Consider the following 20,980-nt stretch of genomic DNA (forward strand, 5'->3'; position numbering starts at 1 on the left):
AGAATAATGCGTTTATTTGAAGCTAAAGATCTTACAAAAAAATACGATAAGACTGTTTTAAATCATCTTGATTTTAGCATTGATGAAGGTGAAGTTGTTGGTATTATTGGTGTTAGTGGATGTGGAAAAAGTACCCTTGCAAGACTTGTTTCAGGTATTGAAAAACCTTCTTCAGGTTCTTTATTATATCAAGGAAAAACAGTTGATTTTAAAAAGAGTCGTAAAGATATACAACTTATTCTTCAAAATCCAATTGAAAGCTTTTCGCCACGAATGAAAATCAAACAGTTTCTTTATGAACCTTATCATTATTTTTATCATTTAAATAAAAAAGAAGCGATGACTGCTATTAAAAAGATATTAGAACAAGTAGGTATGGATGAGACTTGTTTGGGAAAATATCCTCATGAATTAAGTGGAGGACAGTTACAAAGAATATCAATTGCTAGAGCATTGATTATACAACCCCAATTACTTATTTGTGATGAAATTACCAGCAGTCTCGATCAAGTGATTCAAAGAGATATTATCGAATTATTAAAACAATGTGTTTATAAATATCATATGGCTATTCTTTTCGTTAGTCATGATCTCTCATTGGTTCATGAGTTTTGCCATCAGGTTCTTGTTTTAAATGATGGAAAAATCATAGAAAAAGGAACAATACAACAATTATATAAAAGTGAAAATGAAGTTGTACAAAACTTATTAAAAGCAGCTTATTTAAATGGTTAGGATATTTTGCAATATCCTTTTTCTTTACAATGATAAGAAGATATTGTTATAATTATAACAAGAGTTATATATAACATTGGTTATAGAAAGGAGGCTTTTATGCCAGCAAAAAGAAAAATACAAAAAGAAGATATTTTAAAAGCAAGTATTTCGATTATTAGCCATGAAGGACTCAATGCTTTAAATGCCAGAAAGATTGCAAAGAAATTGGGCTGTTCAACACAACCACTTTTTTATATTTATGAGAATATGGATGTTTTAAAAAAAGATGTGATAGATGAAATTGTAAAGATTTTTGATCGAGAAGTTTTAAAAAGTGAAACAGGTCAATTAGAATACAAGGATATTGGAATCAATTATATTCGTTTTGCTAAGGAAGAGCATGAATTATTTAAAATTATGTTTAACCGAAAAATAAATGAAGGAGCATTTGATTTTATTGATTTAACAGGATCAGCAAAGACAATCCTTGAAACAATCTCTAAACAAACGGGTATGTCAAATGAAGATGCCAAACAATTCCATTTAAGAATGTGGTTATATGTCAATGGGATTGCTAGTTTAGCAGCCAATCAGACCGTTGAATTTAATGATGAAGAAATTATAGATTTGTTGAAGGATCAATATGTTTCAATGCTTCTTTATGAAGTAAAAAAAGGAAATGTAAAAGAAGAAATTTTGGTACAACTTGCAAAAAAGAATAAGGAAGGAAAAGAATGATGGAAAAAGTAATAGAGGTTTCACATCTTACAAAAGAGTATAAAAATTTAAAAGCAATTGATGATTTATCCTTTAATGTTTATCAAGGAGAAATTTTAGGATTATTAGGACCTAATGGTTGTGGAAAAAGTACAACTATTAACTCTATTTTATCATTACTTAAATATCAAGAAGGATTTATTAAGGTTTTTGGTAAAGAGATGAAACCTGATTCTTATGATTTAAAAGCAAAGATAGGAGTTATTTTTCAAGAAGTAGCTGTTTTTGATGAATTGAATGTTTATGATAATATCAATTATTTTTGTGGTTTATATATTCGAGATAAAAAACAAAGAAAACAATATGTTGACGATGCAATTAACTTAGTAGGATTAAATGATTTTAAAAAGTTCTTACCTAAACAACTTTCCGGAGGTTTACTTCGAAGATTAAACATTGCCTGTGGGATTGCCCATAAGCCTAAACTGATCTTTTTAGATGAACCAACTGTTGCAGTTGATCCACAAAGTCGTAATCATATTTTAGATGGTATAAAAAAATTAAGAGATCAAGGGGCTACAATTGTTTATACAACACATTATATGGAAGAAGTAGAAATACTTTGTGATCGTATTATTATTTTAGATAAAGGAAAGATCATTGCTCAAGGAACAAGTGATGAATTAAAGAAAGAAGCAAATATTGAGGAAAAGATTGAACGTGTAGGTCCAACTCTTAATGACGTTTTTCTAAAATTAACAGGAAAGGAATTGAGGGATTGATGTTTATTCATAATCTAAAGTATACAGTTAAAATACTTTTTAAAAATAAAGTTCTTATTTTTTGGATGTTTGCTTTTCCTATTATTTTAGGTATTTTCTTTCACATGGCTTTTGAAAATATTGAAAAAGACGAAGCTTTACAAGTTTTTGATATTGCAGTTATTGACAATAAGGAATATCAAAACCAAACAATTTATCAAGAAACCTTTAAAGAGCTTTCTGATAAAAAAATAAGGATCAGTTATTTCATATTCATTTTGTAAATAAAAAAGAGGCGGAACAGCTTTTAGAAGATAATGAAATAGAAGGATATGTTCTCTTTAATAAACAAGAACCACAAATTGTGATTAAAGAAAATGGTATGGAACAAACAATCTTGCAATTTGTTATGGATGAAATTAAACAAAATAAGAGGATGATAGAAGATTTAACAAAGAAACAAATTGAAGATGAAATACAACAAGGAAACTATAATTTTAATGTTCAACAAATTGTACATGATATTCTTCAAAAGCTCAATAACCAAGAAGTATCTTTAAAAGACACATCAAGTAGTCATTTAAGTTATATGCAAATTGAATATTATACCTTAATTGCCATGGCTTGTATGTATGGTGGGATGTTAGGTTTAACAGCTATTAATAATCAATTGGCGAATATGTCCGCTAAAGGGAAAAGAGTTTCTGTTTCACCAAATAAAAAAGGAATACTTGTCTTATCTTCAGCACTTGGTTCTTATTTAGTAAGCCTTGTTGGTTTAGCAATTCTTTTAATCTTTTTAAAATTTGGTTTAAATGTTGAATTTGGTAGTCAATGGCTTTATATAATCATTCTTTCTTTAGTTGGTGATTTAGCAGGTATTTCGATGGGAATATTTATTGCTTCTGTTTTTAGAGTTTCTGAACAAGCAAAAACAGGAATTAATATTGCGATTTCTATGTTTTTCTCGGTTCTATCTGGGATGATGGGTGTTACTTTAAAATATGTTATTGATAAAAATATACCTATTGTTAATCTTATCAATCCTAATAATTTGATTACCGATGGTTTTTATGCTTTATATTATTACAATACATTTAATCGATATATCAGAGATATTTGTTGTTTAGGAGTATTTATTATTGTATGTTTATTTATTTCTTTTATGGCTTTAAGGAGGGAACAATATGATTATATTTAGTACCGTTTTTAAAATCTTAAATAAATTAAAAGGAAACTTAATTCTTTATACAGTGATCTTACTTGCAATTACATTATTTAATACAACTTCTGGTAATATGAATCATTATGAGGCAACAAAACCAGATATTTTGATTGTAAATAAGGATCAAAACAATGAAATAACCAAAGGATTTGTTTCGTATTTAAAAGAACAAGCGACATTAAAAGATATTGACATCAATGATCAAGAAAAAGTAGACGATGCATTGTTTTATCGTGATATAAGTTATGTTGTGTATATTCCTGAAAACTTTGGTGATGATCTTGTAAATGATAAAAATCCAACGATTGAATATAAATCAAATGGTAATGAAAATGCATCTTTTACCCAAATGTTAATTGAAAAATATATAAAGACAGTAAATCTTTATAAAGAACATTATCAAGGTAAAGCTTTAAATCAAAAAGTCAAACAAGTGATTAACCAAAAAACAAAAGTAAAACTCAACACATGCTTAGATAGTTCTAAATTGAATCAAGTAAATGTTTATTTTAATTTCTTAAACTATGCCTTACTTGCTGGGGGAGTTTATTGTATGACAATGATTCTTGCAAGTTTAAATCAAGAGGGTGTACGTAAAAGAACAATTATGAGCAGTTTTTCATATCGTAAATATAATTGGATCGTTTTTGCTTCTTTAGGTCTTGCTTTTTTTATCGTATGGTTAGCCTATATGATTATTAGTTTTATCTTATTTAAAGAAATTATGTTAAGTGGGAATGGGATTGCTTATATTTTAAATTCATTTGTTTTTTCAATATGTAGTTTGGCCGTAGGATTCTTAATTGGAACGATTACCCATAATAAGCAAGCTATTGGAGGTATTGTCAATGTTGTTGCTTTAGGAACATCGTTTCTTTGTGGATGCTTTGTGCCAATGTCATTTATGCCAAGTTATGTTTTAAAGATTGCTCATATTTTACCAACGTATTATTTTGTACAAAATAATGAACTTATTAAAACATTAGAATATTTTAAATTAGAAACATTACAACCAATAATTATTAATGGTATTATTGTTTTAGGATTTACCTTAAGCTTTGTTTTGATTACCTTAATGATTAGTAAAAGAAAACAAAAGATCGGGTGAGTATATGAAAGAATTTCTATTAATTGTTGTCATTGTTATTTTAATGAATACAAAGAAACAAATATCAAAAGATCGTTATTTAAGTTTAGGAATGTTAATGGGAAGCAATAGGATACTATTTTAAAAAGGACAAGTAATAAAAATGGAAAAGAATGAATTGTTAATAAATATTTACAAAATTCACACAACATATTTAGGTATATCAAGAATTAAAAGAAATTTAGGAATTGAAGAAGATGTTGTAGAATTTTGTAAGAATAAAGTTTTAGATAAAAAGAGTTTGATATATCGTAAAGGGAAAAACTGGTATATTGAAAATGGTGCTATAAAAATAACAATTAATGCAACAAGCTATACCATTATTACGGCACATATAATAAAATAGATTTTTACAAGTTGTGCACATTATGCACATTTTATTCACATTGAAATTAAAATATAAAGTTAGGTTATCATCATTTTGATATAGGACAATCATATGGTAATGAAAAAGGTATAGGCAAAGATATCCGTAAACATGTCAAGTAACCAAAGAAAGTATTGTCCAAACCATTGAAACAACGGGACTAGGTTATTTAGATAGGATGATTATTCATAGAGCTTAACCTTAGGAGAAAGTCAATCAAAGTGATGATCGTTATCTAGAAGGGAATAAAATTGCTTGTAAAGTTTTAGAAGATGTTTATAAGGAAGGAAAGTTAAAAGTAATTTGTGAAATTTTATATGAAGAATTTCGTGCAGAACACATGGATTTTATTGATGGTCCAGCTACTAATACTTCTATTTTAGATGAAGATTTAAAAGTGATGTTATTTGGGTTTGCTATAGAGCATAACGATTAAAAGATATTGACAATTTGTTAGTATCTTTTTTCTTGACAATCTTTTTTATAATTATATAATTACCAATGATAATTAACATTGGTAATTAATAGGAGAAATTAATGAAAAGCGAAAAAGTAAAAGAAATGTTAGATAGCTGTTACATGGCTAAAAGGATTTTAGATATGTTGCCTAAACTTCCTGAAGGAGTTTTACCATCCTATGTACGTTATTTAGAAACGATTATCGAACTTGAAGAAAAAAATCAAAAAGTGAAGGTTTCAGATGTGAGTGAAGTTTTAAATCTTCCTCGTCCGGGAGTTACACGTACAATTAATGCAATGGAAGAAAAAGGATATTTAAAAAAAGAAACAGCTAAACATGATGGACGTGTCACTTATGTGACCGTTACAAAAGAAGGAAAAATGATTTTTGAAAAATACAATAAAGATTATTTTCAAAAATTAGCCTTGTGTTTGAATCATGTTTCTAATGATGAAGCAGATTGTATGATTCAAACTATTAAAAAGTTTTATGAAGTTATGTGTGAAGGGAGAGAAAAATAATGGATCACTCTAAATCGGATTTTACACAGGGAAGTATTTTAAAGAAATTAACGTTGTTTATGATTCCTGTTTTAGGTGCGCTTATTTTACAAGCGGCTTATGGAGCGGTTGATTTACTTGTTGTTGGAAGGTTTGGAACAACAGCAGGACTTTCAGCAGTTTCTACAGGAAGTCAAGTTTTAAACTTGATAACATTTGTGGTAACACAATTTGCGATGGGAATTACAGTTTTAATTGCAAGATATATTGGTGAAAAGAAAATGAATTCGATTGGTGCTTTAATAGGAGGAGCAACGGTAGTTTTTGCAATTATTTCTGCAATTATATTTGTAATTATGATTACGTTAGCATCACCAATTTCAACTTTGATGCAAGCACCTAAAGAAGCACTTGGTTTAACTGCTACTTATGTAAGAATTTGTGGGGCAGGTATTTTCTTTATTGTTGCTTATAATCTATTATCAGCAATCTTTAGAGGTTTAGGCGATAGTAAATCACCTCTTTTATTTGTGGCAGTTGCCTGTGTTATTAATATTATTGGTGATTTAGTTCTTGTTGCAGGATTACACTTAGATGCAGCAGGAGCCGCCATGGCCACTGTCTTTGCCCAAGCAATCAGTGTTGTGTTTGCTTTAATGTTATTATTTAAAAGAAAATTACCATTTAAAATTACAAAGCATGATTTTAAAATCAATCCACATTGTGTTCAAGCTTTAAAAATTGGATTACCATTAGCGCTTCAAGAATGTTTAACACAAATTTCATTTTTAGCTTTATGTGCTTTTATTAACCGTTTAGGATTAGAAGCATCATCCGGTTATGGTGTTGCTTGTAAAATCGTTAACTTTGCCATGTTAGTACCAAGTTCATTAATGCAATCAATGGCTTCTTTTGTTGCCCAAAATGTGGGTGCTGGTGATGAAAAAAGAGCAAAACATGCAATGTTTACAGGAATGGGTATTGGCTTAATAATTGGTGTTGTTGTCTTTATCTCAGTTTTATTTAAAGGAGATTTACTTACAAGTATTTTTACAACAGAAAAAGCCGTTATTTTACAAGGGTATGCTTATTTAAAAGGATTTGCTTTAGAAACAATTGTAACAGCAATATTATTTAGTATGGTTGGTTATTTTAACGGTCATTATCAAACGGTATGGGTCATGGTACAAGGACTTATTCAAACACTTCTTGTACGTTTACCACTTTCTTACTATATGTCAATTCAACCTCATGCAAATTTAACAAATATTGGTTTAGCTGCACCAATTGCGACAATTGTTGGTATTATACTAAATGTATGTTTCTATATTTATTTAAGTAAAAAAATGAAAAAAGAAAATGCTTAGGAAGTGTGAAAAACACTTCTTTTTTAATAAGAAGAATTTTTTGTGTTGGAGCTACTGTTGCCATTGCTGTTGCAATTGAAGAAGCTGTAAATATTGATGAATATTTTATTGCTCTATCTTTACAATTACACTGAAAAATAATGGATTTTCAGTGTAATTGTAAAACACCTGTTATAAGTATATTAGATGAAAAAATGCTGAATACGTTTTAATCAGCATTATTTTTATTTATAAAATTTTCCATTAAAAAATCTTTAAATTGTTTTTTATGTACATCATTATCCGCAATTTGAATACGTCCACCAAAACCGATGATCCATGAATAAAATGTACTATTTATAATGTGTCTTACTTGGACTATCTATTTTCTTTTTATTATGATAAAAAACGTTGATATATCAATACTTTCAGCTGATTACATATTAGTTAATTTTGCTTTTTGGCATACTTTTGACATCTTTTGCTTTGAAAACATCGTTTACAGTATCTAATTTCTTGTTTTCTTTTAGATGAGTATAGATATCTAAAGTAGTCTTAATATTACTATGTCTTAATAATTCCTGGGTAGTTTTTATATCTACATTATTTTCATATAAAGTGGAAGCAAATGTATGTCTTAGGTCATGACAAGTAAACCCATATTTATTTTTTAAAATCCTATTAAAATAGCTAACATAATAGAATTGATTATTTTTTTGACAAATATATTCATTATGATGCGTTTTCAAATATTCCAATAATATTTCTTTTAATTGGTTATTCAAAGGTATAGTGTCTTTTGATTTTTTTGTTTTCAATTTTGAAACAACTTTATATTCCTTTATATTCCTTCCTGAATAGATCAATTGATTATGAATGTTTATTTCATTATTTTCAAAATCAATATCACTTTCTTTCAATGCTAGAATTTCAGCGATTCTCATGCCTGTATAATATCCAATAGCAATGGTAATTGCATAGCTATCATCCAACTCATTATATGCTTGAATAAAAGTTTCAAAAGGAACTATCTTTTTTTCTTTTTCTTCTTTTTCAGCCCATTTAAATGTTACAAGGTTCATGGGTGAACTGTCTATATATTCCATTTTAATTGCAAATGAAGTTACATTTTTAACGATGTATCTGACAGTTTTAACTGTTGAAAATGTCATTTCTTCTAAGCTGTTGAAAATACTTTGTAAAAAAGCATAATTGCTGAACAAGTTTATTTTAGAATTTCCAAACGAGTTTTTTATATACTTGTCAAATGTAACTTTCTTTCTTCTAATTGTGTTTAATGATAAGTTTTTTCCTTCAGATTCCATAAATTCTTCAAACACATCATTAAATGTTTTATTTGTTCCTTGATTCAAAGTGCCTTTTTCTTTTAATCTAGCCTTCATTTCAGTCTCATGTATCTGTGCCTCTTTTTTTGTTAAAAACCCACTTTTAGAATAATACTTTCTTTTGTCAAACATGTCTCTGTAATAAAAATAAACTTGATAAGTATATCCGTTTTTTGCTTTTTTTGCAGGTCTTTTTCTAATCATATATCACGACTCCTCTCATATTTTGTATAATAAAACGCCCATAACGGAAAAAACAGGCGTAATATCTAATTTAAACTTCTAAACTTGTCTATCTTGAAAGCTTCTATCATTTGCATGATGTCAGCCATATCTTCAGGAGATATCTCATGATCAACAGCAAATATTGAATTTTCATAGACATCTATATAAGAATCCAGCAAATCAGGATGATTATCATAAATATAATCCAGGTTTTTATTGTGGTTGGTATTTTTCATATTATTGTTTCTTTAGTTCAACTACTTTGCTGACACCTTGCATAGAAGCGGTAAATGAAAGAATATCATTTTTATATGTAAATTCTTTTGTATCATCATTTGAAGCTAATAGTGCATTTTTAGTTTTTTCATGGTCATTATTAGATACCCATGAATATTCACTAGTGTCAGTAGTAGGAGCATCATATGAACCAACCCAATAAGTTGCTTTTGTTTTTCCTTCATCCGTCACCCAATCGATAGAAATAACGTTATCAGAAATTGTAGCTTCCATCCATGTGCCCTCATTTTCATCTGATTTCCAAGTCCCTGTTAAATTTAAAGGTTCTTTCTTTTCTTCTTTTTTCGTTGTAGTTGTTTCTTTAGATGTTGTTTTGTCTTTTGGATCGCTATTTCCACATGCAGTTAGAGATAGAGCTAAAGCTCCAATTAATGCTAGACTTAATAATTTTTTCATTTGTTTTTCCTCTTTTCTTGTTTGTTATAGTTTGAATTGATATCATATATTAGTTATACTTATATCAATGAAGGGTGGTATAAGTATGAGTGATATTTCTATTTATATTTTAGTAATTTTAATCACAGTCGGTATATGTAGTTTGTATGGTATCTTTTATGTCTCAAAAGTCATTTCAAATCAACATAGGCTTGAAAATGAGATAATTGAAACAGTTAGAAAGGCAGTGAAAAAATGAAATTGATAATATGCACATTGCTATGTATAGGTACTATTTTCATATGTTGCAACATTATTAGCTATCAATTAGAAACAATTGTACTGAACCATGAAAAAAAACTAATTAAAATTGCAATAGACGAAATAAGTAAATTAAAGAACTAGTTGAACAAAGCTACGACCTAGCTCTGTTAGTTCTACTCTATATTTTCTTATGGAAATTCTTTCATTGGGCTCAAGATTTTTTAGATGTAACTGGTATATAGAACAATCATTCAATGTTTGATATTCATTTTCAAAACAAATAATATCATTTCTTATAGATATCAATTTTAATCTATCAAGATTATCAATTGATTTTGATAGATTAAAATATTCATCAATTCTTAAGTTAGTATCATATATAATGATATTTGGATATAACGGTTGAATTTTTCCATTTAGTGTGCTTTCACTAAATATTTTTACGTAAGGTAATGCTTTGTTACTGATTTTCATAAGTAATTGAGCATCTAAAGGATCAATTTCTTTGATGATTGTTGTATATGCTGGATGGACACTTTTAGTTTTGTCACAAGAAGCAGCAATTAATTTTGAAAACATTTTTTTATAGTAGTCATTTTCATAATAGAATATAGAGGACGCAATTGCTGGGCCAACAACTGACATTGTTGGTTCTTTTAAGTTTTCTTGTGGGATTGCTTCAATATTCTTATTTATTTCATTTTTATAGTCTTCTATATATTTTTTTTGTTTTATTTTTTGTTTTTGTCCCCACACACCTAGCCAACCCAATGTGCCATCAACTAAATATCCAATATTTTCTCCAATGCTTTTTGAAGTTGGTCTAATAATATCACTAGCTACTTCTTTTCCTAACTTTGCTGTTTGTTTTGCACTTTCTACGACTAATGTTGTTTCATATAATTGTTTGTCTTTTTCATCCATTTACAATCCCTCCTTCCTCTTAATTTTGATTATTTTTTGTATTCACCATTTTTTCTTGTTTTTTTGTTTTTATCTTCTTCATTTACATAAATATGAACATTTGTTTGATTTTTCTCTTTTAATAAACCTATTATTTCTTGATTTTGTTCTTTCAGTTTTTCAATTTCGTTATGTAAATCTTCATTTGATGGATTTAACGATTCCAATTTATTGGATATTTCATCAAGTTTACTATTAATGCCATTTTTAAACTGAATGGTCTCCTCATTACTTTTTCTTGTTTGTTGTATAGATCCACCTATGCTAAATAACGTAATACCAAATGCTAAAAGTGCAAAACCGTTGAAAATATCGGCGTTATCTGATACATTCATATACTGTTCTATTAAACTGGTAATCATATTTAATATTCCATAAACAGAAAACAAGATATAAAAGAAGTAAAATATTGTATCTAGTTTTTTATTGATATATTCTTTTAGTGAAGATGATGATTCTTTTGAATAGGCTGTTATAAATTTTATAAAAGCAATTATTAAAATGACAATCACAATTGAGCTAATGATTTTGTTTATCCAATATATTATGTTCATGTATTTTTCCTCTTTTCTTATATATTTTTTCACTCAATGAATACCAAATTTTTAAAGGTATTCTTTTTTTATTAAATCGTCAAAATAAGTTGTTTTTATTAAGACTAAATTTATTTTTTTCACAATTCATTTTAATTATTTATGTTTGCCATAACACCATAAAATTTATTTGCTTTTTCAAGTGAGGATAATAAAAATACTGTATTTAATCCTGTTTTTGATTTCATGTAGATATTTACATATTCACAAATAGGATAGCGTACGTTATTTTTATATCTTTTATCAGGACTGCCATTTTTATTTACATACTTCCATGTATAATTAACTATTTTTGTATCATTAGGAACTTTTTGAGATTCAACAAATGTTGTTGATTTTCCATCAAATTCAATATCATCATATGGTATAGCACCGGCCTTATTATTTGATATTATTATTAATCTATCAGGGAAAATGTAATAAGATACTTTATTTGCATCAAAACGTATAGTATTGATATTTGTTTGTAAATAGAATGGTATTTTTTTGACAAGCTTTACTTTTTCTCTTGAAATATAATTTTTCGCTCCAGATGCAATTTTTTTATTTTTTACTTTTGATGTTTTTGTTTCAATCCATAAGCCATCACAATCAAGCAATGAATTCCATGCATTTGTTTTTTCTTGAAGGACATCTTTAATATCATCTGTTATTTCATAAGTAATATCGATTTTTCTAAATAATATAAGATGCAATTTACCAATGAGTGCCATTAATGCAAATACAATAAAAAAAGGTAAAATGATAGTTAATGATAGACATATAATCAATGAGCAGTTATATATTTTATTTAATTTCAATGTAAGATTTAGTTTTTCTAAAAATATTTCATAATTCTCATCATTATATTTTTCTATCGAAATTTTAGAAAGTTTTTGCTCGTCATAAGAATTAAAAGATTTATTTTGATTTTTACTATATTGATGGCTATTTTGAGATTGATGGTTTTTTTGTTCTTCAACATAACTTAACCCTGTTCCAGGTATAGAGTAGGTTTTTCTTGTTTTTCCATTTACGGTTTTTGTAACTCTATATCCTTTTGTACCCCAACTATATCCAATTCCAGATTTTGAAATATTTATTCTAAATCCTCCACCAAGATTTATACTTTTTCTATATCTCGTTCCCATAATTAAACCTCCGAAATTTTCTCATTCAGTGAATACCATACTTTAAGCGGTATTCCTTTTTCTTTTACAATAAATTCAATATTTTCTAGTTCTTTTATATTATGTAGTTCTTCATACATCAGTAATCTAATAGCAAATTCATTTGCTTCTCTTTCTAAACGAGTTTTATAGACTCGCCTTAGAAAATTAAAACTGATGTTTTCATCATAATGCAGGACGTAGTGTCCTAACTCGTGTGCTATAAGAAAATTTTCATACGCACAATCTAAATCACTTCTTACAAATATGTAGCCTTTAGAATCAACAATCATCAGTCTTGAATCTAAAGTTTTTGCTTTGAAATCTTGGCATTCAATTGAAATATCAAGATGATCTACAAGCTCTTTAATGTTTGAAGTATTATATTTTTTAATTAAATCTTTGACTTTATATTCTATATTCATTCATAAGCACACTCCTTAGATATTATTTGTGCTTTCTAGATATAATTTTCAACATATCAGCAATATCATCTGCCATCTCCATTATTTCATCGTCGGACATATTATCTAAATCATAGCCACCAAAATCAGCTACCATGTCTTGTTTTAAAATGAAACTCAATGCTTCTTGTGGGGTAGAGAAGGATAAGCTCGTTTTGTTTTCGTCTTGCCTCGATTTATTGTAGATAGACATATCACTATCAATATCAGTTCTACACATTATGTAATCAAGCGTTACATTGAAAAAATTTGCAATTTTTACCATTTTATCAATTTCAGGTGTTCTTTTATTGTTTACATATTGTGATATTGTTGCTTCGGAATCAGAATAACCATATTTTTCATTGAATTTTTCTACAAATTCTTTTTGTGATAATCCATTTTTCTTAATTAATTTTTTTATTCGATCTCCTGGTTTGTCGTAAGTCATAATAACATTTTCATCTATGATATTATTTGAGTTAAGCAAAACCGTTCTATCTCTTAATAAATAATCATAAGAAACATCAAAATATGTTGCTATCTTTTGTAATGTAGTTAAATCAGGTTCCCTCTGCCCATTTTCCCATTTACTAATAGCGCCATTAGAAACATCTAGCATTTTAGATAATTCACATTGCGATAAATTGTTTTTTTCACGCAGTTTTCGTAGGTTGTGAGAAAAAAATGATTTATTGGTAACTTCCTCTAAATCTTTAGCTTTATTAGCACTACAACAAAGAAAGTCTAAAGATATATGAAAGTAATCAGCAATATTAATCAATCTGTCTAAATCAGGAATACGCTTATTGTTCTCAAATTGAGAAATTGTTGCTTTGGATTCGTTGAGGTGATAACGTAAATTTAATTCGTTTGCTAGTTGTTCTTGTGTCAAATGATTTGCTTGTCTTAATGATTTTAATTTAGAATAAAATATATTATCCATCACTTTTTATGCCTTTTAGAAACGATTTTTAACATATTAGCAACATCCTCAGCCATTTCGTTAATCTCATCGTCAGACATAGATTCTAAGTCGTACCCACCAAAATCAGCAATCATTTCTTGTTTTAAAATGAACGATAGTGCTTCTTGAGGTGTTGCAAACGATTGATGTTCGGTATCAATATTTTCTCCTTTTACATATCCAGACACTTCCAATAAATATTCTAACGAAACATGAAGAGCTTTACTTATTTCTTTTAAAGTTTCTATGGTAGGTGAAACAGGCTTTCCATTTCTTGGATCTTTTCCATTTTCGAGTTTATTAAGATATGTATGGCTTATTCCTAATAATTCAGAGAATTCTCTTAGGCTCATATTTCTTTTTGTTCTTTCGCTATGTAAATACTTTCCTAGTGTGTTTTCCATAAATAACATCTCCTTAATATAAGTGTAAACCACAGTTAACATTAATACAAACAAAAAAGTACTATTAAAATGTATTTCATAGTTGACAATATATGTAAACCACGTTATACTTTAATTGTAAAACATGAGTTACAGGAGGTGGAATATGAGAAATAGAATTAAAGAGACTCGTGTTGCAAAGAAAATGACACAAGGGGAACTTGCAAGTAAATCTGGCTTAACAAGACCATATATTTCAAAATTAGAAAATAATGAGGAGTCGGTTATAAAAAATACAACAATGAACTCAATAGCAAACGCTCTTGGGAAATCTGTAAGTTATATTTTTTTTAACGATAAGTAAACCATGATTTACAACGCTTATTTCTATCAAGCACAAACATATTTTAACTGATATTCAATAAAGTTTCTTAAAAAGACACTTTATTAAACGCAAGAATTTGGAGTTTAAGAAAGGAGCAAAGAAAAATGGAAAATGTTGAACAAAGATATCCAATTACCATGGCTGTTTTAAGAAATGCTGCAGATAGAATTACTAATTGGAAAAACGTAACCCCACAAGCAAAATTAAGAAAGCAATGTGAAATTGCACGTGTTGTTATTGCTTTATCAAACACGTTATAGAAAGGACAAATCTAAATGGACAAATTAAGGGAATTCAGGGAGAGCTTGCATATGTCTCAAAAGAACATGGCTAAGAGAATAGGCGTTTCTCCATCGTACTACTACAAAGTGGAAAGTGGTTATCAAAATCCCAGTTATGAATTTCTAGCAAAATTTAAGAGAAGTTTTCCAAATGCGAGTGTTGATCAAATATTTTTCAGTAAATAAAAAAGCCATTAGTAGTGTTGGTACTAACGGCTGCACGATTTGTTTACTTCTTTGATATCCAACACTTATCAAGTCTCAAACTTAAAGCAGTATGCATCTGCTTTGTTACCCTACAATGAGACAAATAGAATTTACCTTAAAGCTACAGTTTATAAAATAGCCGTTTTTCTTGAAAACGTACTAGTCGTTTATATAAATAAATTGGCTGTCACTAGTACAAACAAGCATCACCTGCTAGCACATGAATGTGTAAATTTTATTTTAGAAGAATAGGGGAGTTTAAAGCCGCTTTTAACATGCGACCACCTCCTAACTAGATATTAACTTTCGATATCGTAGTATAACAATATTTTATCACAATTTGGAAATTTTTGAAAGGAGGAAACACACATGGAAGTCAGACCAACAAAGATGCTCACCGAAAAAGAACTACGTGAAGATTTAGGAATTTCAAGAGACCAGTTGCTTAACTTTATTGACCTTGAAATATTTCGTCCTATCAGATTAGGGCGTGGTAGAAAATTCAGTCAACAAGAAATCTTGGAATTTCAAAGAAAGTATGCAGGTCTTGACGTAAGCAATTATCACAAGGCAAAAAAAGCTAAAGAATATGTAGATAGTTTAGCTTAAAAAAAATTAAATAGATTACTGGTCATCAAGGAGCCAATCTCAAAGGCCTCCGATAACAAAATAGCATTGATGATTTACTAACTACAGACATAAAAAAAGAACTAATACCATACAAGTTTTTATTTAAGAGGTTGGTTCCTTGATGGCTAGTAATGGAAAGGAAAAGAAAATTTATGAGTAAAAATTCATTAATTATCATCTGCTGTATTTTGGCTGTTGTCATTGCGGTTTTAGTACACATGTTAAAGGAATTCAAATGGTATCAAAAATCCTACTATGAATTGGCAAATAAAATTGTCAAAGATAGAAGAGATAGAAAAATGCTGGTTCGTGCGGATAGAGAAATGATCAAGAGTGAAATAGATAAAAAATTTCTAGCAATTCTTAGAATTTCTCAAAGAGAAGATTATCCAAGAAATCGTTTTGAATTGGGCTATGAATCAGGAAGATTTGAAGTAGAAGTTAAAAACTTATTTCTATCAGGTGGTCTTACAACACATGAGGAAAAGTTTCTTAAAAAATGTGAGTACATTGCAATGTTTGAAGTGAACGAAAAGGAGGTGTGATTTATGAAACTATCAGCAAGAGGTTTGGCCACGATTATTGTTATCGGTTGTTTTATCGCTAATTGTTTAGCAATCTTGGTCAGGAGTATATAAAAAAGGTGCCTATATCTAGGCACACAACATAGCAAATAAATTTTAAGTTATCCAAGGAGAAAATGCAATATGAAAATCAAAAAAAGAACATATTTTCTTATTTCAATATTAGTGATGTTTTGTATCCTTGCTCCAATCTGTTATTACCAAAACAAGTTGGATGCATATAAAACAAAGATTCAGCAACAAAAGGGAAAGATTTCTCTTTTGGAAGATTATTACAGTGATGCTTTATCTGATAAGAACCGCTTTGAAGATTTATATGATAGTGTTCAAGAGGATAACAAGTATCTTATAGCTCAATTAGAAGAACTTCAAAAATGAAGAGCTCTTGGCCAATTTACTGTTACTTACTATTGGCCCGGAGAAGATATTTACGGTCGTTTAACTTCTACAGGTGCTATTGCTGAAGAGGAAAGAACTATTGCGGTAGACCCTTCAATCATTCCGTATGGTTCCATAGTTTTAATCAATGGCAAGGAATACGTGGCTCAAGACTGCGGAGGGGCTATCAAAGGAAACAAGATAGATATCTTTGTTGACAGTCCAAAAATGCAAAAGTACACAGTAGAAATCTATATAAAAAGAGAGGAATAGAATATGACAAAAAAAGATTTAGAAGACATTATCCAAACAGCTAAAGCTGCAGGTGCAAATGTCAAAGTTGTTCAAGTTGGTTCAGCAGAAAATGAACCTGTAGAAAGACCAAAAATTCCATTATTTAAATTAGAAGTTGGAATCAAAAAAGAAGGTGATGAACTTAAAGTTATGCCAACTGATGATTGGTGTTTCTTAGGAAGTATTTTTCTAGAAATGGCACCAATTGATATTGACATTGAAAAGGTCAAAGAAATGTTTACACCAGCAAAAAATGCTTTCAATCATTGCTGTAATGAACTGAATAACTACATCCAAGAACAATATAAAGGGGCGTTAGAAGATGAAAAAGAAAGAATTAGAAGAAAGAGTTGCTGATTTAGAAACAAACATCATGTGTTTAAGTTGCAAGGATTTATTAAGGGACGATGAACACAGAGAGTTGTTTACGATGGAGCAAGAACTTACTAAATGCAAAAAGGATCTAGAAAATGGAAACTACGAACTATGAGGAGTTTTTTCCTAATTGCCATGTCGATTATGTAGAAGATGAAAAACATTGGCATAGCCTAAGAGGAAAAGGAATTGGTGGTTCTGATGCAGGAATTGTAATGAACGTAAACAATTACAAAACACCTTATGAATTGTGGGAGGAAAAGACAGGTGCTAAAAAGCCTGTATTTCAAATTAGTGAGGCAATTGAAAAAGGGAATGCATTGGAACCCATCCTCATTGAATTGTTTGGTGTCCTTTATAAAAACAAGTTTGAATTGATTGATACGAAAGATATCAGCCTATCAAACAAGAAATATCCATTTTTAAGAGCTAATTTAGATGGTGCAATGATTGAAATTGCAACAAAAGAAAAATGGGGATTGGAAATCAAATCAACAACTATTCAAAATGGTGCAATGTTAAAAGAATGGGCCAATGATCACATTCCAATTACTTACTATTTCCAAGTATTGCATTACATGATAACCACTGGATTAAGGCATTTTGTCTTATACGCAATTCTTGATATTCCTTGGGCTAACAATGGTGCAGGGAAGCAAGAAACAAGAGTTGTTTATCTTCACTATGATGATTTGGTGCTAGATGCTAAATATCTATTCAAAACGGAATTGTGGTATTGGAATTTAATAAAAACTAAAACTCCACCTCCATTTTTAGAAAACAGGAATAAGGAATTAAAAGAAGTCAATTAGAAAGGAGAACCTATATGAATGAACTATTAAAAGTAAATTATGACAATGACCGCATTACATTGTCAGCAAGAGAATTACATGAATTTTTAGGTATCAAATCAGTATTCACAACATGGTTTAATCGTATGTGCGAATATGGATTTCAAGAAAGCAACGACTTTCTTCCAATTTTGGAAGAAAGTTCTGGTGGTCGACCATTAACAGATTATGAAATCACTTTAGACATGGCAAAAGAAATTGCAATGATCCAACGCAGTGATAAAGGAAAAGAAGTAAGACAATACTTCTTGGAATTGGAAAGAAGATGGAACAGTCCTGAAGCTGTAATGAATAGAGCGCTTGAGTATTCAAGAAAGCAAGTAAAAGCCTTGATGGAAGAAAAACAAGGTTTGATTGAAGAAAATAATCAATTGAAGCCTAAAGCTCTATTTGCTGATGCAGTAAGTGCCAGCAATGAATCAATTTTGATTGGTCAGTTAGCTAAATTAATCAGACAAAATGGCTATGAGATTGGTCAAAATCGTTTGTTTGAGTGGATGAGAGAAAACGAATATCTAATTAAAAAGGGTGAACGTTACAATCAGCCTACTCAAAAATCAATGGATCTTGGATTGTTTGAAGTCAAAGAAAGAACAAATACTAATCCAGATGGAAGTACAAGGATTACATTGACTACTAAAGTAACAGGTAAAGGTCAAGTGTATTTCATAAATAAGTTTTTATCGTAGAAGGGAGAAAAAAGAAAATGAATGAGTTTCAATCAGGGCTACTTAATGAGCTAGTAGCTGTAAAAATCACAACCAAAGAAGAATTTGATAAAGTTATCAACTTCTTATCAATCAATAACTGCTTTCTTGTGAATGGTGAACCAGTTGTCAAACTAACATATCCAGGAGATAAAGCATTTGTCATTTTAAAACAAGACAATGCAATCTTCTGGCAACCAGCTAATCAAGTGTTAGATGAACGTTATAAAGTTGTCAGCGTTATCGAATTCTTTAGACCAACTGAAGAAGAAAAGGTTGTTGAAGCAAAAGCTGAAGTTATTGAAGAACACGTTGACATTGATGAAAAACACCTTTCATTAGAAGTTCAAAAAAGACCAGCAAATGAAGCGATTGTTTCAAATATTGATGAAATGGTCAAATTGATTCCAGCAATTGAAGCTAAGAAAGGTGTGGTTGTAGATGAAAAGAACTACAAAGATTTTGTTAAAGCTAAAACTGGAATGGTTCCATTATATCGTTCGTATGCTAAAAAATTAGAAACTGAAAGAAAAGCAGTCAAAAAAGCATACATTGAGCCTTATCAAGAATTTGAAGCAAAGGTAAATAAAGTTGTTAAAGCTTTAAATGATACTGCAAGTGTTGTGGCTGAAAATGTGGATGTATTTGTTCAAAAGCAAAAAGAAGCTCTTAGAAAAGAACGTCAAGCAGCTATTGATCAACTAAAAGAAGTATTGATTTCTAGAAAGATGATTTCAAAGGAATATGCTGATCAGTTCGTTTTTGATGAAAAATGGCTTAACGCTTCAACATCCAAAAAGAAATTTGAAGAGCAAGTTGAAGCTCAAATCAATTCTTTAATGGAAAAAGAAAAGAATGACAAATTGAATCTTGAAATGATTGAAAAAACAATCACCAATGCATGTCTTATCGCAAATGTTGATGAACAACTCATTTCAAGAGAAAAATATCAAGCTCTTTTAAATACTGAAGGTCTTCCTAAAGTAACTGAAATGATTACTGATGAAGTAGACAACATCAAAAAGCAATCACAAGCGGTTGCTCAACAAAAAGAAGCAGAACTTCAACATCAAAAGGAAGAGTTTGAAAAGAAACAAAAAGAAGCAGAACTTCAACATCAAAAGGAAGAGTTTGAAAAGAAACAAAAAGAAGCAGAACTTCAACACCAAAAAGAGTTGGAAGCAGTCAAAAAACAAGTTTCTCAAACAGTTGAAAACCAACCTAAATACACACCAATCAAGCGTGGTGATGAAACGATTGCTAACGTAAATGATAAGTATATCGTTACTGAGATCAAGCAAACGCCTGAAAAGTTCCAAGGTAGAACATGGAAAAAAACGTTTGAGTTTGAAGGTGATTTAGCAGCACTTCAAATGCTTAATCGTTACATGGATGTAATTAAGAACATCAATCCAACATTCAATTTCGGTGAAGTGAAGCTAACTGAAAAAGAGCTCAGTGATCCTCGAACAGGAGTGGTCAATAAATATAACGTTAAAGAAATCAATTAAAGAAAGTTATGAGGTGAAATTATGAATAAGGTTTATTTAGATAAGGATGGAAAATTATTCGTTAATGGTCATGAAATTAAGGGAGTTATGTCTGTTTCATCAGAAACAGATTATCTAGGTACACAAATAGTTTTAAAGTTTGAAGGTGATTACAAATGCGATTTTATTTCATCAAGAAAAGGACATTCGTTATCTGAACGTCCTAAGGAATAAACTTAGCGATAAAATCTGTAAGTTCTATCAAACCATTTTTAAATCTTTTTTCCATATAAATAATAGCATTATTTGTGAGAAGGAAGTCGCCACTTACCCACTCCTTAACAAAACCAATGGATTTTAATTCATCTAGAATGTCGCCAACATCTTCGATATTAAAATCTAAAATATATGGTTCTCGTTGCTCAAAGTTATTTTTAAATTGTTTTGATCTGTCTAACGAATAACCTTGAGCACGCCTTTCTAGAAATGTTTTATATGTAGAACATAAGAATTTATCAGCTAATTTTGTTAGCACTACTGACACTATTTCACCT

At 29.4% G+C, this 20,980-nt stretch carries 34 protein-coding genes; 24 read left to right on the forward strand and 10 right to left on the reverse strand.

What is annotated here, in order from left to right; translation table 11 throughout:
• Positions 1-6 precede the first annotated feature (6 nt).
• The 10 genes from Fi14EGH31_RS06860 to Fi14EGH31_RS15585 all read left to right on the forward strand — a co-directional run bounded on the left by Fi14EGH31_RS06860 (position 7) and on the right by Fi14EGH31_RS15585 (position 7,395).
• Positions 7-735 carry an ABC transporter ATP-binding protein gene (locus Fi14EGH31_RS06860; RefSeq protein WP_158560045.1) on the forward strand — a complete coding sequence of 243 codons (729 nt, stop codon included), beginning with the start codon at positions 7-9 and terminating at the stop codon, positions 733-735.
• Positions 736-834: 99 nt separating this feature from the next.
• Positions 835-1,455 carry a TetR/AcrR family transcriptional regulator gene (locus tag Fi14EGH31_RS06865; RefSeq protein ID WP_107029364.1) on the forward strand — a complete coding sequence of 207 codons (621 nt, stop codon included), beginning with the start codon at positions 835-837 and terminating at the stop codon, positions 1,453-1,455.
• Positions 1,452-2,216 (forward strand): ABC transporter ATP-binding protein, encoded by a 765-nt coding sequence (locus Fi14EGH31_RS06870; RefSeq protein ID WP_022001592.1) that lies wholly within the window; start codon positions 1,452-1,454, stop codon positions 2,214-2,216. The genes Fi14EGH31_RS06865 and Fi14EGH31_RS06870 overlap by 4 nt, the downstream gene beginning before the upstream one ends.
• The gene (locus Fi14EGH31_RS06875; RefSeq protein WP_200765279.1) at positions 2,216-2,479 is read left to right on the forward strand and encodes a hypothetical protein; all 264 of its coding nucleotides are present in this window, start codon (positions 2,216-2,218) and stop codon (positions 2,477-2,479) included. The genes Fi14EGH31_RS06870 and Fi14EGH31_RS06875 overlap by 1 nt, the downstream gene beginning before the upstream one ends.
• Before the next feature lie 38 nt (positions 2,480-2,517).
• Positions 2,518-3,396 (forward strand): ABC transporter permease, encoded by an 879-nt coding sequence (locus tag Fi14EGH31_RS06880; RefSeq protein ID WP_234697854.1) that lies wholly within the window; start codon positions 2,518-2,520, stop codon positions 3,394-3,396.
• Positions 3,383-4,528 carry an ABC transporter permease gene (locus Fi14EGH31_RS06885; RefSeq protein WP_118347171.1) on the forward strand — a complete coding sequence of 382 codons (1,146 nt, stop codon included), beginning with the start codon at positions 3,383-3,385 and terminating at the stop codon, positions 4,526-4,528. Before Fi14EGH31_RS06880 ends, Fi14EGH31_RS06885 begins: the two co-directional genes overlap by 14 nt.
• A gap of 142 nt (positions 4,529-4,670) precedes the next feature.
• A complete protein-coding gene (locus Fi14EGH31_RS06890; protein WP_107029367.1) occupies positions 4,671-4,913 on the forward strand; it encodes a DUF3781 domain-containing protein in 243 nt (80 codons plus the stop codon).
• Positions 4,914-5,471: 558 nt separating this feature from the next.
• Entirely contained in the window at positions 5,472-5,915 is a 444-nt protein-coding gene (locus Fi14EGH31_RS06895) for a MarR family winged helix-turn-helix transcriptional regulator (protein ID WP_200765280.1), read from the forward strand.
• A complete protein-coding gene (locus tag Fi14EGH31_RS06900) occupies positions 5,915-7,261 on the forward strand; it encodes an MATE family efflux transporter (protein ID WP_117871542.1) in 1,347 nt (448 codons plus the stop codon). Before Fi14EGH31_RS06895 ends, Fi14EGH31_RS06900 begins: the two co-directional genes overlap by 1 nt.
• A 5-nt stretch (positions 7,262-7,266) precedes the next feature.
• Entirely contained in the window at positions 7,267-7,395 is a 129-nt protein-coding gene (locus Fi14EGH31_RS15585) for a hypothetical protein (RefSeq protein WP_267905649.1), read from the forward strand.
• 288 nt (positions 7,396-7,683) lie between these two features.
• Here Fi14EGH31_RS15585 and Fi14EGH31_RS06905 read toward each other — a convergent pair whose 3' ends face one another.
• The 3 genes from Fi14EGH31_RS06905 to Fi14EGH31_RS06915 form a co-directional block, all read right to left on the reverse strand.
• Complete coding sequence (locus Fi14EGH31_RS06905) at positions 7,684-8,790, reverse strand: site-specific integrase (protein ID WP_200765281.1); 1,107 nt, start codon at positions 8,788-8,790, stop codon at positions 7,684-7,686.
• A 65-nt stretch (positions 8,791-8,855) separates the two neighbouring features.
• On the reverse strand, positions 8,856-9,047 hold the full coding sequence (locus Fi14EGH31_RS06910) for a hypothetical protein (protein WP_200765282.1): 192 nt from the start codon (positions 9,045-9,047) through the stop codon (positions 8,856-8,858).
• A gap of 1 nt (position 9,048) precedes the next feature.
• On the reverse strand, positions 9,049-9,504 hold the full coding sequence (locus Fi14EGH31_RS06915; RefSeq protein WP_200765283.1) for a hypothetical protein: 456 nt from the start codon (positions 9,502-9,504) through the stop codon (positions 9,049-9,051).
• Positions 9,505-9,589: 85 nt separating this feature from the next.
• Between Fi14EGH31_RS06915 and Fi14EGH31_RS06920 the strand changes: the two genes are divergently transcribed.
• Positions 9,590-9,742, forward strand: a complete 153-nt coding sequence (locus tag Fi14EGH31_RS06920; RefSeq protein WP_200765284.1) for a hypothetical protein — start codon at positions 9,590-9,592, stop codon at positions 9,740-9,742.
• Between the two features lie 134 nt (positions 9,743-9,876).
• Here the strand turns inward: Fi14EGH31_RS06920 and Fi14EGH31_RS06925 are convergent, their stop codons facing one another.
• From Fi14EGH31_RS06925 to Fi14EGH31_RS06950, 6 genes are all read right to left on the reverse strand, one after another.
• Complete coding sequence (locus Fi14EGH31_RS06925; RefSeq protein ID WP_200765285.1) at positions 9,877-10,671, reverse strand: DUF4393 domain-containing protein; 795 nt, start codon at positions 10,669-10,671, stop codon at positions 9,877-9,879.
• A 29-nt stretch (positions 10,672-10,700) separates the two neighbouring features.
• A complete protein-coding gene (locus Fi14EGH31_RS06930) occupies positions 10,701-11,264 on the reverse strand; it encodes a hypothetical protein (protein WP_118721823.1) in 564 nt (187 codons plus the stop codon).
• Positions 11,265-11,395: 131 nt separating this feature from the next.
• Entirely contained in the window at positions 11,396-12,433 is a 1,038-nt protein-coding gene (locus Fi14EGH31_RS06935) for a DUF4236 domain-containing protein (RefSeq protein ID WP_195932824.1), read from the reverse strand.
• A gap of 2 nt (positions 12,434-12,435) precedes the next feature.
• Entirely contained in the window at positions 12,436-12,876 is a 441-nt protein-coding gene (locus tag Fi14EGH31_RS06940; protein WP_200765286.1) for an ImmA/IrrE family metallo-endopeptidase, read from the reverse strand.
• A 22-nt stretch (positions 12,877-12,898) separates the two neighbouring features.
• Complete coding sequence (locus Fi14EGH31_RS06945; protein WP_234697855.1) at positions 12,899-13,840, reverse strand: helix-turn-helix transcriptional regulator; 942 nt, start codon at positions 13,838-13,840, stop codon at positions 12,899-12,901.
• Positions 13,840-14,265 carry a helix-turn-helix domain-containing protein gene (locus tag Fi14EGH31_RS06950; protein WP_118744083.1) on the reverse strand — a complete coding sequence of 142 codons (426 nt, stop codon included), beginning with the start codon at positions 14,263-14,265 and terminating at the stop codon, positions 13,840-13,842. The genes Fi14EGH31_RS06945 and Fi14EGH31_RS06950 overlap by 1 nt, the downstream gene beginning before the upstream one ends.
• A 145-nt stretch (positions 14,266-14,410) precedes the next feature.
• Here Fi14EGH31_RS06950 and Fi14EGH31_RS06955 point away from each other — a divergent pair, with 145 nt between their 5' ends.
• From Fi14EGH31_RS06955 to Fi14EGH31_RS07010, 13 genes are all read left to right on the forward strand, one after another.
• The gene (locus Fi14EGH31_RS06955; RefSeq protein WP_158576636.1) at positions 14,411-14,608 is read left to right on the forward strand and encodes a helix-turn-helix transcriptional regulator; all 198 of its coding nucleotides are present in this window, start codon (positions 14,411-14,413) and stop codon (positions 14,606-14,608) included.
• Positions 14,609-14,733: 125 nt separating this feature from the next.
• Positions 14,734-14,889, forward strand: coding sequence for a hypothetical protein (locus Fi14EGH31_RS06960; RefSeq protein ID WP_158548226.1), 156 nt, complete (start codon positions 14,734-14,736; stop codon positions 14,887-14,889).
• Positions 14,890-14,904: 15 nt separating this feature from the next.
• On the forward strand, positions 14,905-15,096 hold the full coding sequence (locus tag Fi14EGH31_RS06965; RefSeq protein ID WP_117828535.1) for a helix-turn-helix transcriptional regulator: 192 nt from the start codon (positions 14,905-14,907) through the stop codon (positions 15,094-15,096).
• Between the two features lie 390 nt (positions 15,097-15,486).
• Positions 15,487-15,726 (forward strand): MerR family transcriptional regulator, encoded by a 240-nt coding sequence (locus Fi14EGH31_RS06970; RefSeq protein WP_117574476.1) that lies wholly within the window; start codon positions 15,487-15,489, stop codon positions 15,724-15,726.
• Between the two features lie 173 nt (positions 15,727-15,899).
• The gene (locus Fi14EGH31_RS06975; RefSeq protein WP_200765288.1) at positions 15,900-16,292 is read left to right on the forward strand and encodes a hypothetical protein; all 393 of its coding nucleotides are present in this window, start codon (positions 15,900-15,902) and stop codon (positions 16,290-16,292) included.
• Positions 16,293-16,454: 162 nt separating this feature from the next.
• Positions 16,455-16,709 carry a hypothetical protein gene (locus Fi14EGH31_RS06980; RefSeq protein ID WP_200765289.1) on the forward strand — a complete coding sequence of 85 codons (255 nt, stop codon included), beginning with the start codon at positions 16,455-16,457 and terminating at the stop codon, positions 16,707-16,709.
• Positions 16,710-16,808: 99 nt separating this feature from the next.
• Positions 16,809-16,982 carry a 3D domain-containing protein gene (locus Fi14EGH31_RS15340; protein ID WP_267905661.1) on the forward strand — a complete coding sequence of 58 codons (174 nt, stop codon included), beginning with the start codon at positions 16,809-16,811 and terminating at the stop codon, positions 16,980-16,982.
• A 3-nt stretch (positions 16,983-16,985) separates the two neighbouring features.
• The gene (locus tag Fi14EGH31_RS06990; RefSeq protein ID WP_200765290.1) at positions 16,986-17,360 is read left to right on the forward strand and encodes a hypothetical protein; all 375 of its coding nucleotides are present in this window, start codon (positions 16,986-16,988) and stop codon (positions 17,358-17,360) included.
• On the forward strand, positions 17,326-17,493 hold the full coding sequence (locus Fi14EGH31_RS15345) for a hypothetical protein (protein ID WP_234697838.1): 168 nt from the start codon (positions 17,326-17,328) through the stop codon (positions 17,491-17,493). The genes Fi14EGH31_RS06990 and Fi14EGH31_RS15345 overlap by 35 nt, the downstream gene beginning before the upstream one ends.
• The gene (locus Fi14EGH31_RS06995; RefSeq protein ID WP_200765291.1) at positions 17,474-18,190 is read left to right on the forward strand and encodes a lambda-exonuclease family protein; all 717 of its coding nucleotides are present in this window, start codon (positions 17,474-17,476) and stop codon (positions 18,188-18,190) included. The genes Fi14EGH31_RS15345 and Fi14EGH31_RS06995 overlap by 20 nt, the downstream gene beginning before the upstream one ends.
• 14 nt (positions 18,191-18,204) lie before the next feature.
• Complete coding sequence (locus tag Fi14EGH31_RS07000; RefSeq protein ID WP_200765292.1) at positions 18,205-18,918, forward strand: phage antirepressor KilAC domain-containing protein; 714 nt, start codon at positions 18,205-18,207, stop codon at positions 18,916-18,918.
• A gap of 17 nt (positions 18,919-18,935) precedes the next feature.
• Complete coding sequence (locus tag Fi14EGH31_RS07005; protein WP_200765293.1) at positions 18,936-20,447, forward strand: DUF1351 domain-containing protein; 1,512 nt, start codon at positions 18,936-18,938, stop codon at positions 20,445-20,447.
• Between the two features lie 21 nt (positions 20,448-20,468).
• Positions 20,469-20,660: a hypothetical protein gene (locus Fi14EGH31_RS07010; RefSeq protein ID WP_195932835.1), complete on the forward strand. Its 192-nt coding sequence runs from the start codon at positions 20,469-20,471 to the stop codon at positions 20,658-20,660.
• Here Fi14EGH31_RS07010 and Fi14EGH31_RS07015 read toward each other — a convergent pair.
• Positions 20,650-20,970 (reverse strand): hypothetical protein, encoded by a 321-nt coding sequence (locus tag Fi14EGH31_RS07015; RefSeq protein ID WP_117782108.1) that lies wholly within the window; start codon positions 20,968-20,970, stop codon positions 20,650-20,652. The genes Fi14EGH31_RS07010 and Fi14EGH31_RS07015 overlap by 11 nt on opposite strands.
• Positions 20,971-20,980 lie beyond the last annotated feature (10 nt).

Origin of the sequence: Faecalibacillus intestinalis, assembly GCF_015097455.1 — a bacterium.
GTDB lineage: Bacteria > Bacillota_I > Bacilli_A > Erysipelotrichales > Coprobacillaceae > Faecalibacillus > Faecalibacillus intestinalis.

Excerpts from the sequence above, each read along its gene's own strand:
- Fi14EGH31_RS06860 (WP_158560045.1), top strand. The coding sequence starts at position 7 with ATGCGTTTATTTGAAGCTAAAGATCTTACAAAAAAATACGATAAGACT.
- Fi14EGH31_RS06865 (WP_107029364.1), top strand. The coding sequence starts at position 835 with ATGCCAGCAAAAAGAAAAATACAAAAAGAAGATATTTTAAAAGCAAGT.
- Fi14EGH31_RS06870 (WP_022001592.1), top strand. The coding sequence starts at position 1,452 with ATGATGGAAAAAGTAATAGAGGTTTCACATCTTACAAAAGAGTATAAA.
- Fi14EGH31_RS06875 (WP_200765279.1), top strand. The coding sequence starts at position 2,216 with ATGTTTATTCATAATCTAAAGTATACAGTTAAAATACTTTTTAAAAAT.
- Fi14EGH31_RS06885 (WP_118347171.1), top strand. The coding sequence starts at position 3,383 with ATGATTATATTTAGTACCGTTTTTAAAATCTTAAATAAATTAAAAGGA.
- Fi14EGH31_RS06890 (WP_107029367.1), top strand. The coding sequence starts at position 4,671 with ATGGAAAAGAATGAATTGTTAATAAATATTTACAAAATTCACACAACA.
- Fi14EGH31_RS06895 (WP_200765280.1), top strand. The coding sequence starts at position 5,472 with ATGAAAAGCGAAAAAGTAAAAGAAATGTTAGATAGCTGTTACATGGCT.
- Fi14EGH31_RS06900 (WP_117871542.1), top strand. The coding sequence starts at position 5,915 with ATGGATCACTCTAAATCGGATTTTACACAGGGAAGTATTTTAAAGAAA.
- Fi14EGH31_RS06905 (WP_200765281.1), bottom strand. The coding sequence starts at position 8,790 with ATGATTAGAAAAAGACCTGCAAAAAAAGCAAAAAACGGATATACTTAT.
- Fi14EGH31_RS06910 (WP_200765282.1), bottom strand. The coding sequence starts at position 9,047 with ATGAAAAATACCAACCACAATAAAAACCTGGATTATATTTATGATAAT.
- Fi14EGH31_RS06915 (WP_200765283.1), bottom strand. The coding sequence starts at position 9,504 with ATGAAAAAATTATTAAGTCTAGCATTAATTGGAGCTTTAGCTCTATCT.
- Fi14EGH31_RS06920 (WP_200765284.1), top strand. The coding sequence starts at position 9,590 with ATGAGTGATATTTCTATTTATATTTTAGTAATTTTAATCACAGTCGGT.
- Fi14EGH31_RS06925 (WP_200765285.1), bottom strand. The coding sequence starts at position 10,671 with ATGGATGAAAAAGACAAACAATTATATGAAACAACATTAGTCGTAGAA.
- Fi14EGH31_RS06930 (WP_118721823.1), bottom strand. The coding sequence starts at position 11,264 with ATGAACATAATATATTGGATAAACAAAATCATTAGCTCAATTGTGATT.
- Fi14EGH31_RS06935 (WP_195932824.1), bottom strand. The coding sequence starts at position 12,433 with ATGGGAACGAGATATAGAAAAAGTATAAATCTTGGTGGAGGATTTAGA.
- Fi14EGH31_RS06940 (WP_200765286.1), bottom strand. The coding sequence starts at position 12,876 with ATGAATATAGAATATAAAGTCAAAGATTTAATTAAAAAATATAATACT.
- Fi14EGH31_RS06945 (WP_234697855.1), bottom strand. The coding sequence starts at position 13,840 with ATGGATAATATATTTTATTCTAAATTAAAATCATTAAGACAAGCAAAT.
- Fi14EGH31_RS06950 (WP_118744083.1), bottom strand. The coding sequence starts at position 14,265 with ATGGAAAACACACTAGGAAAGTATTTACATAGCGAAAGAACAAAAAGA.
- Fi14EGH31_RS06955 (WP_158576636.1), top strand. The coding sequence starts at position 14,411 with ATGAGAAATAGAATTAAAGAGACTCGTGTTGCAAAGAAAATGACACAA.
- Fi14EGH31_RS06960 (WP_158548226.1), top strand. The coding sequence starts at position 14,734 with ATGGAAAATGTTGAACAAAGATATCCAATTACCATGGCTGTTTTAAGA.
- Fi14EGH31_RS06965 (WP_117828535.1), top strand. The coding sequence starts at position 14,905 with ATGGACAAATTAAGGGAATTCAGGGAGAGCTTGCATATGTCTCAAAAG.
- Fi14EGH31_RS06970 (WP_117574476.1), top strand. The coding sequence starts at position 15,487 with ATGGAAGTCAGACCAACAAAGATGCTCACCGAAAAAGAACTACGTGAA.
- Fi14EGH31_RS06975 (WP_200765288.1), top strand. The coding sequence starts at position 15,900 with ATGAGTAAAAATTCATTAATTATCATCTGCTGTATTTTGGCTGTTGTC.
- Fi14EGH31_RS06980 (WP_200765289.1), top strand. The coding sequence starts at position 16,455 with ATGAAAATCAAAAAAAGAACATATTTTCTTATTTCAATATTAGTGATG.
- Fi14EGH31_RS06990 (WP_200765290.1), top strand. The coding sequence starts at position 16,986 with ATGACAAAAAAAGATTTAGAAGACATTATCCAAACAGCTAAAGCTGCA.
- Fi14EGH31_RS15345 (WP_234697838.1), top strand. The coding sequence starts at position 17,326 with ATGAAAAAGAAAGAATTAGAAGAAAGAGTTGCTGATTTAGAAACAAAC.
- Fi14EGH31_RS06995 (WP_200765291.1), top strand. The coding sequence starts at position 17,474 with ATGGAAACTACGAACTATGAGGAGTTTTTTCCTAATTGCCATGTCGAT.
- Fi14EGH31_RS07000 (WP_200765292.1), top strand. The coding sequence starts at position 18,205 with ATGAATGAACTATTAAAAGTAAATTATGACAATGACCGCATTACATTG.
- Fi14EGH31_RS07005 (WP_200765293.1), top strand. The coding sequence starts at position 18,936 with ATGAATGAGTTTCAATCAGGGCTACTTAATGAGCTAGTAGCTGTAAAA.
- Fi14EGH31_RS07010 (WP_195932835.1), top strand. The coding sequence starts at position 20,469 with ATGAATAAGGTTTATTTAGATAAGGATGGAAAATTATTCGTTAATGGT.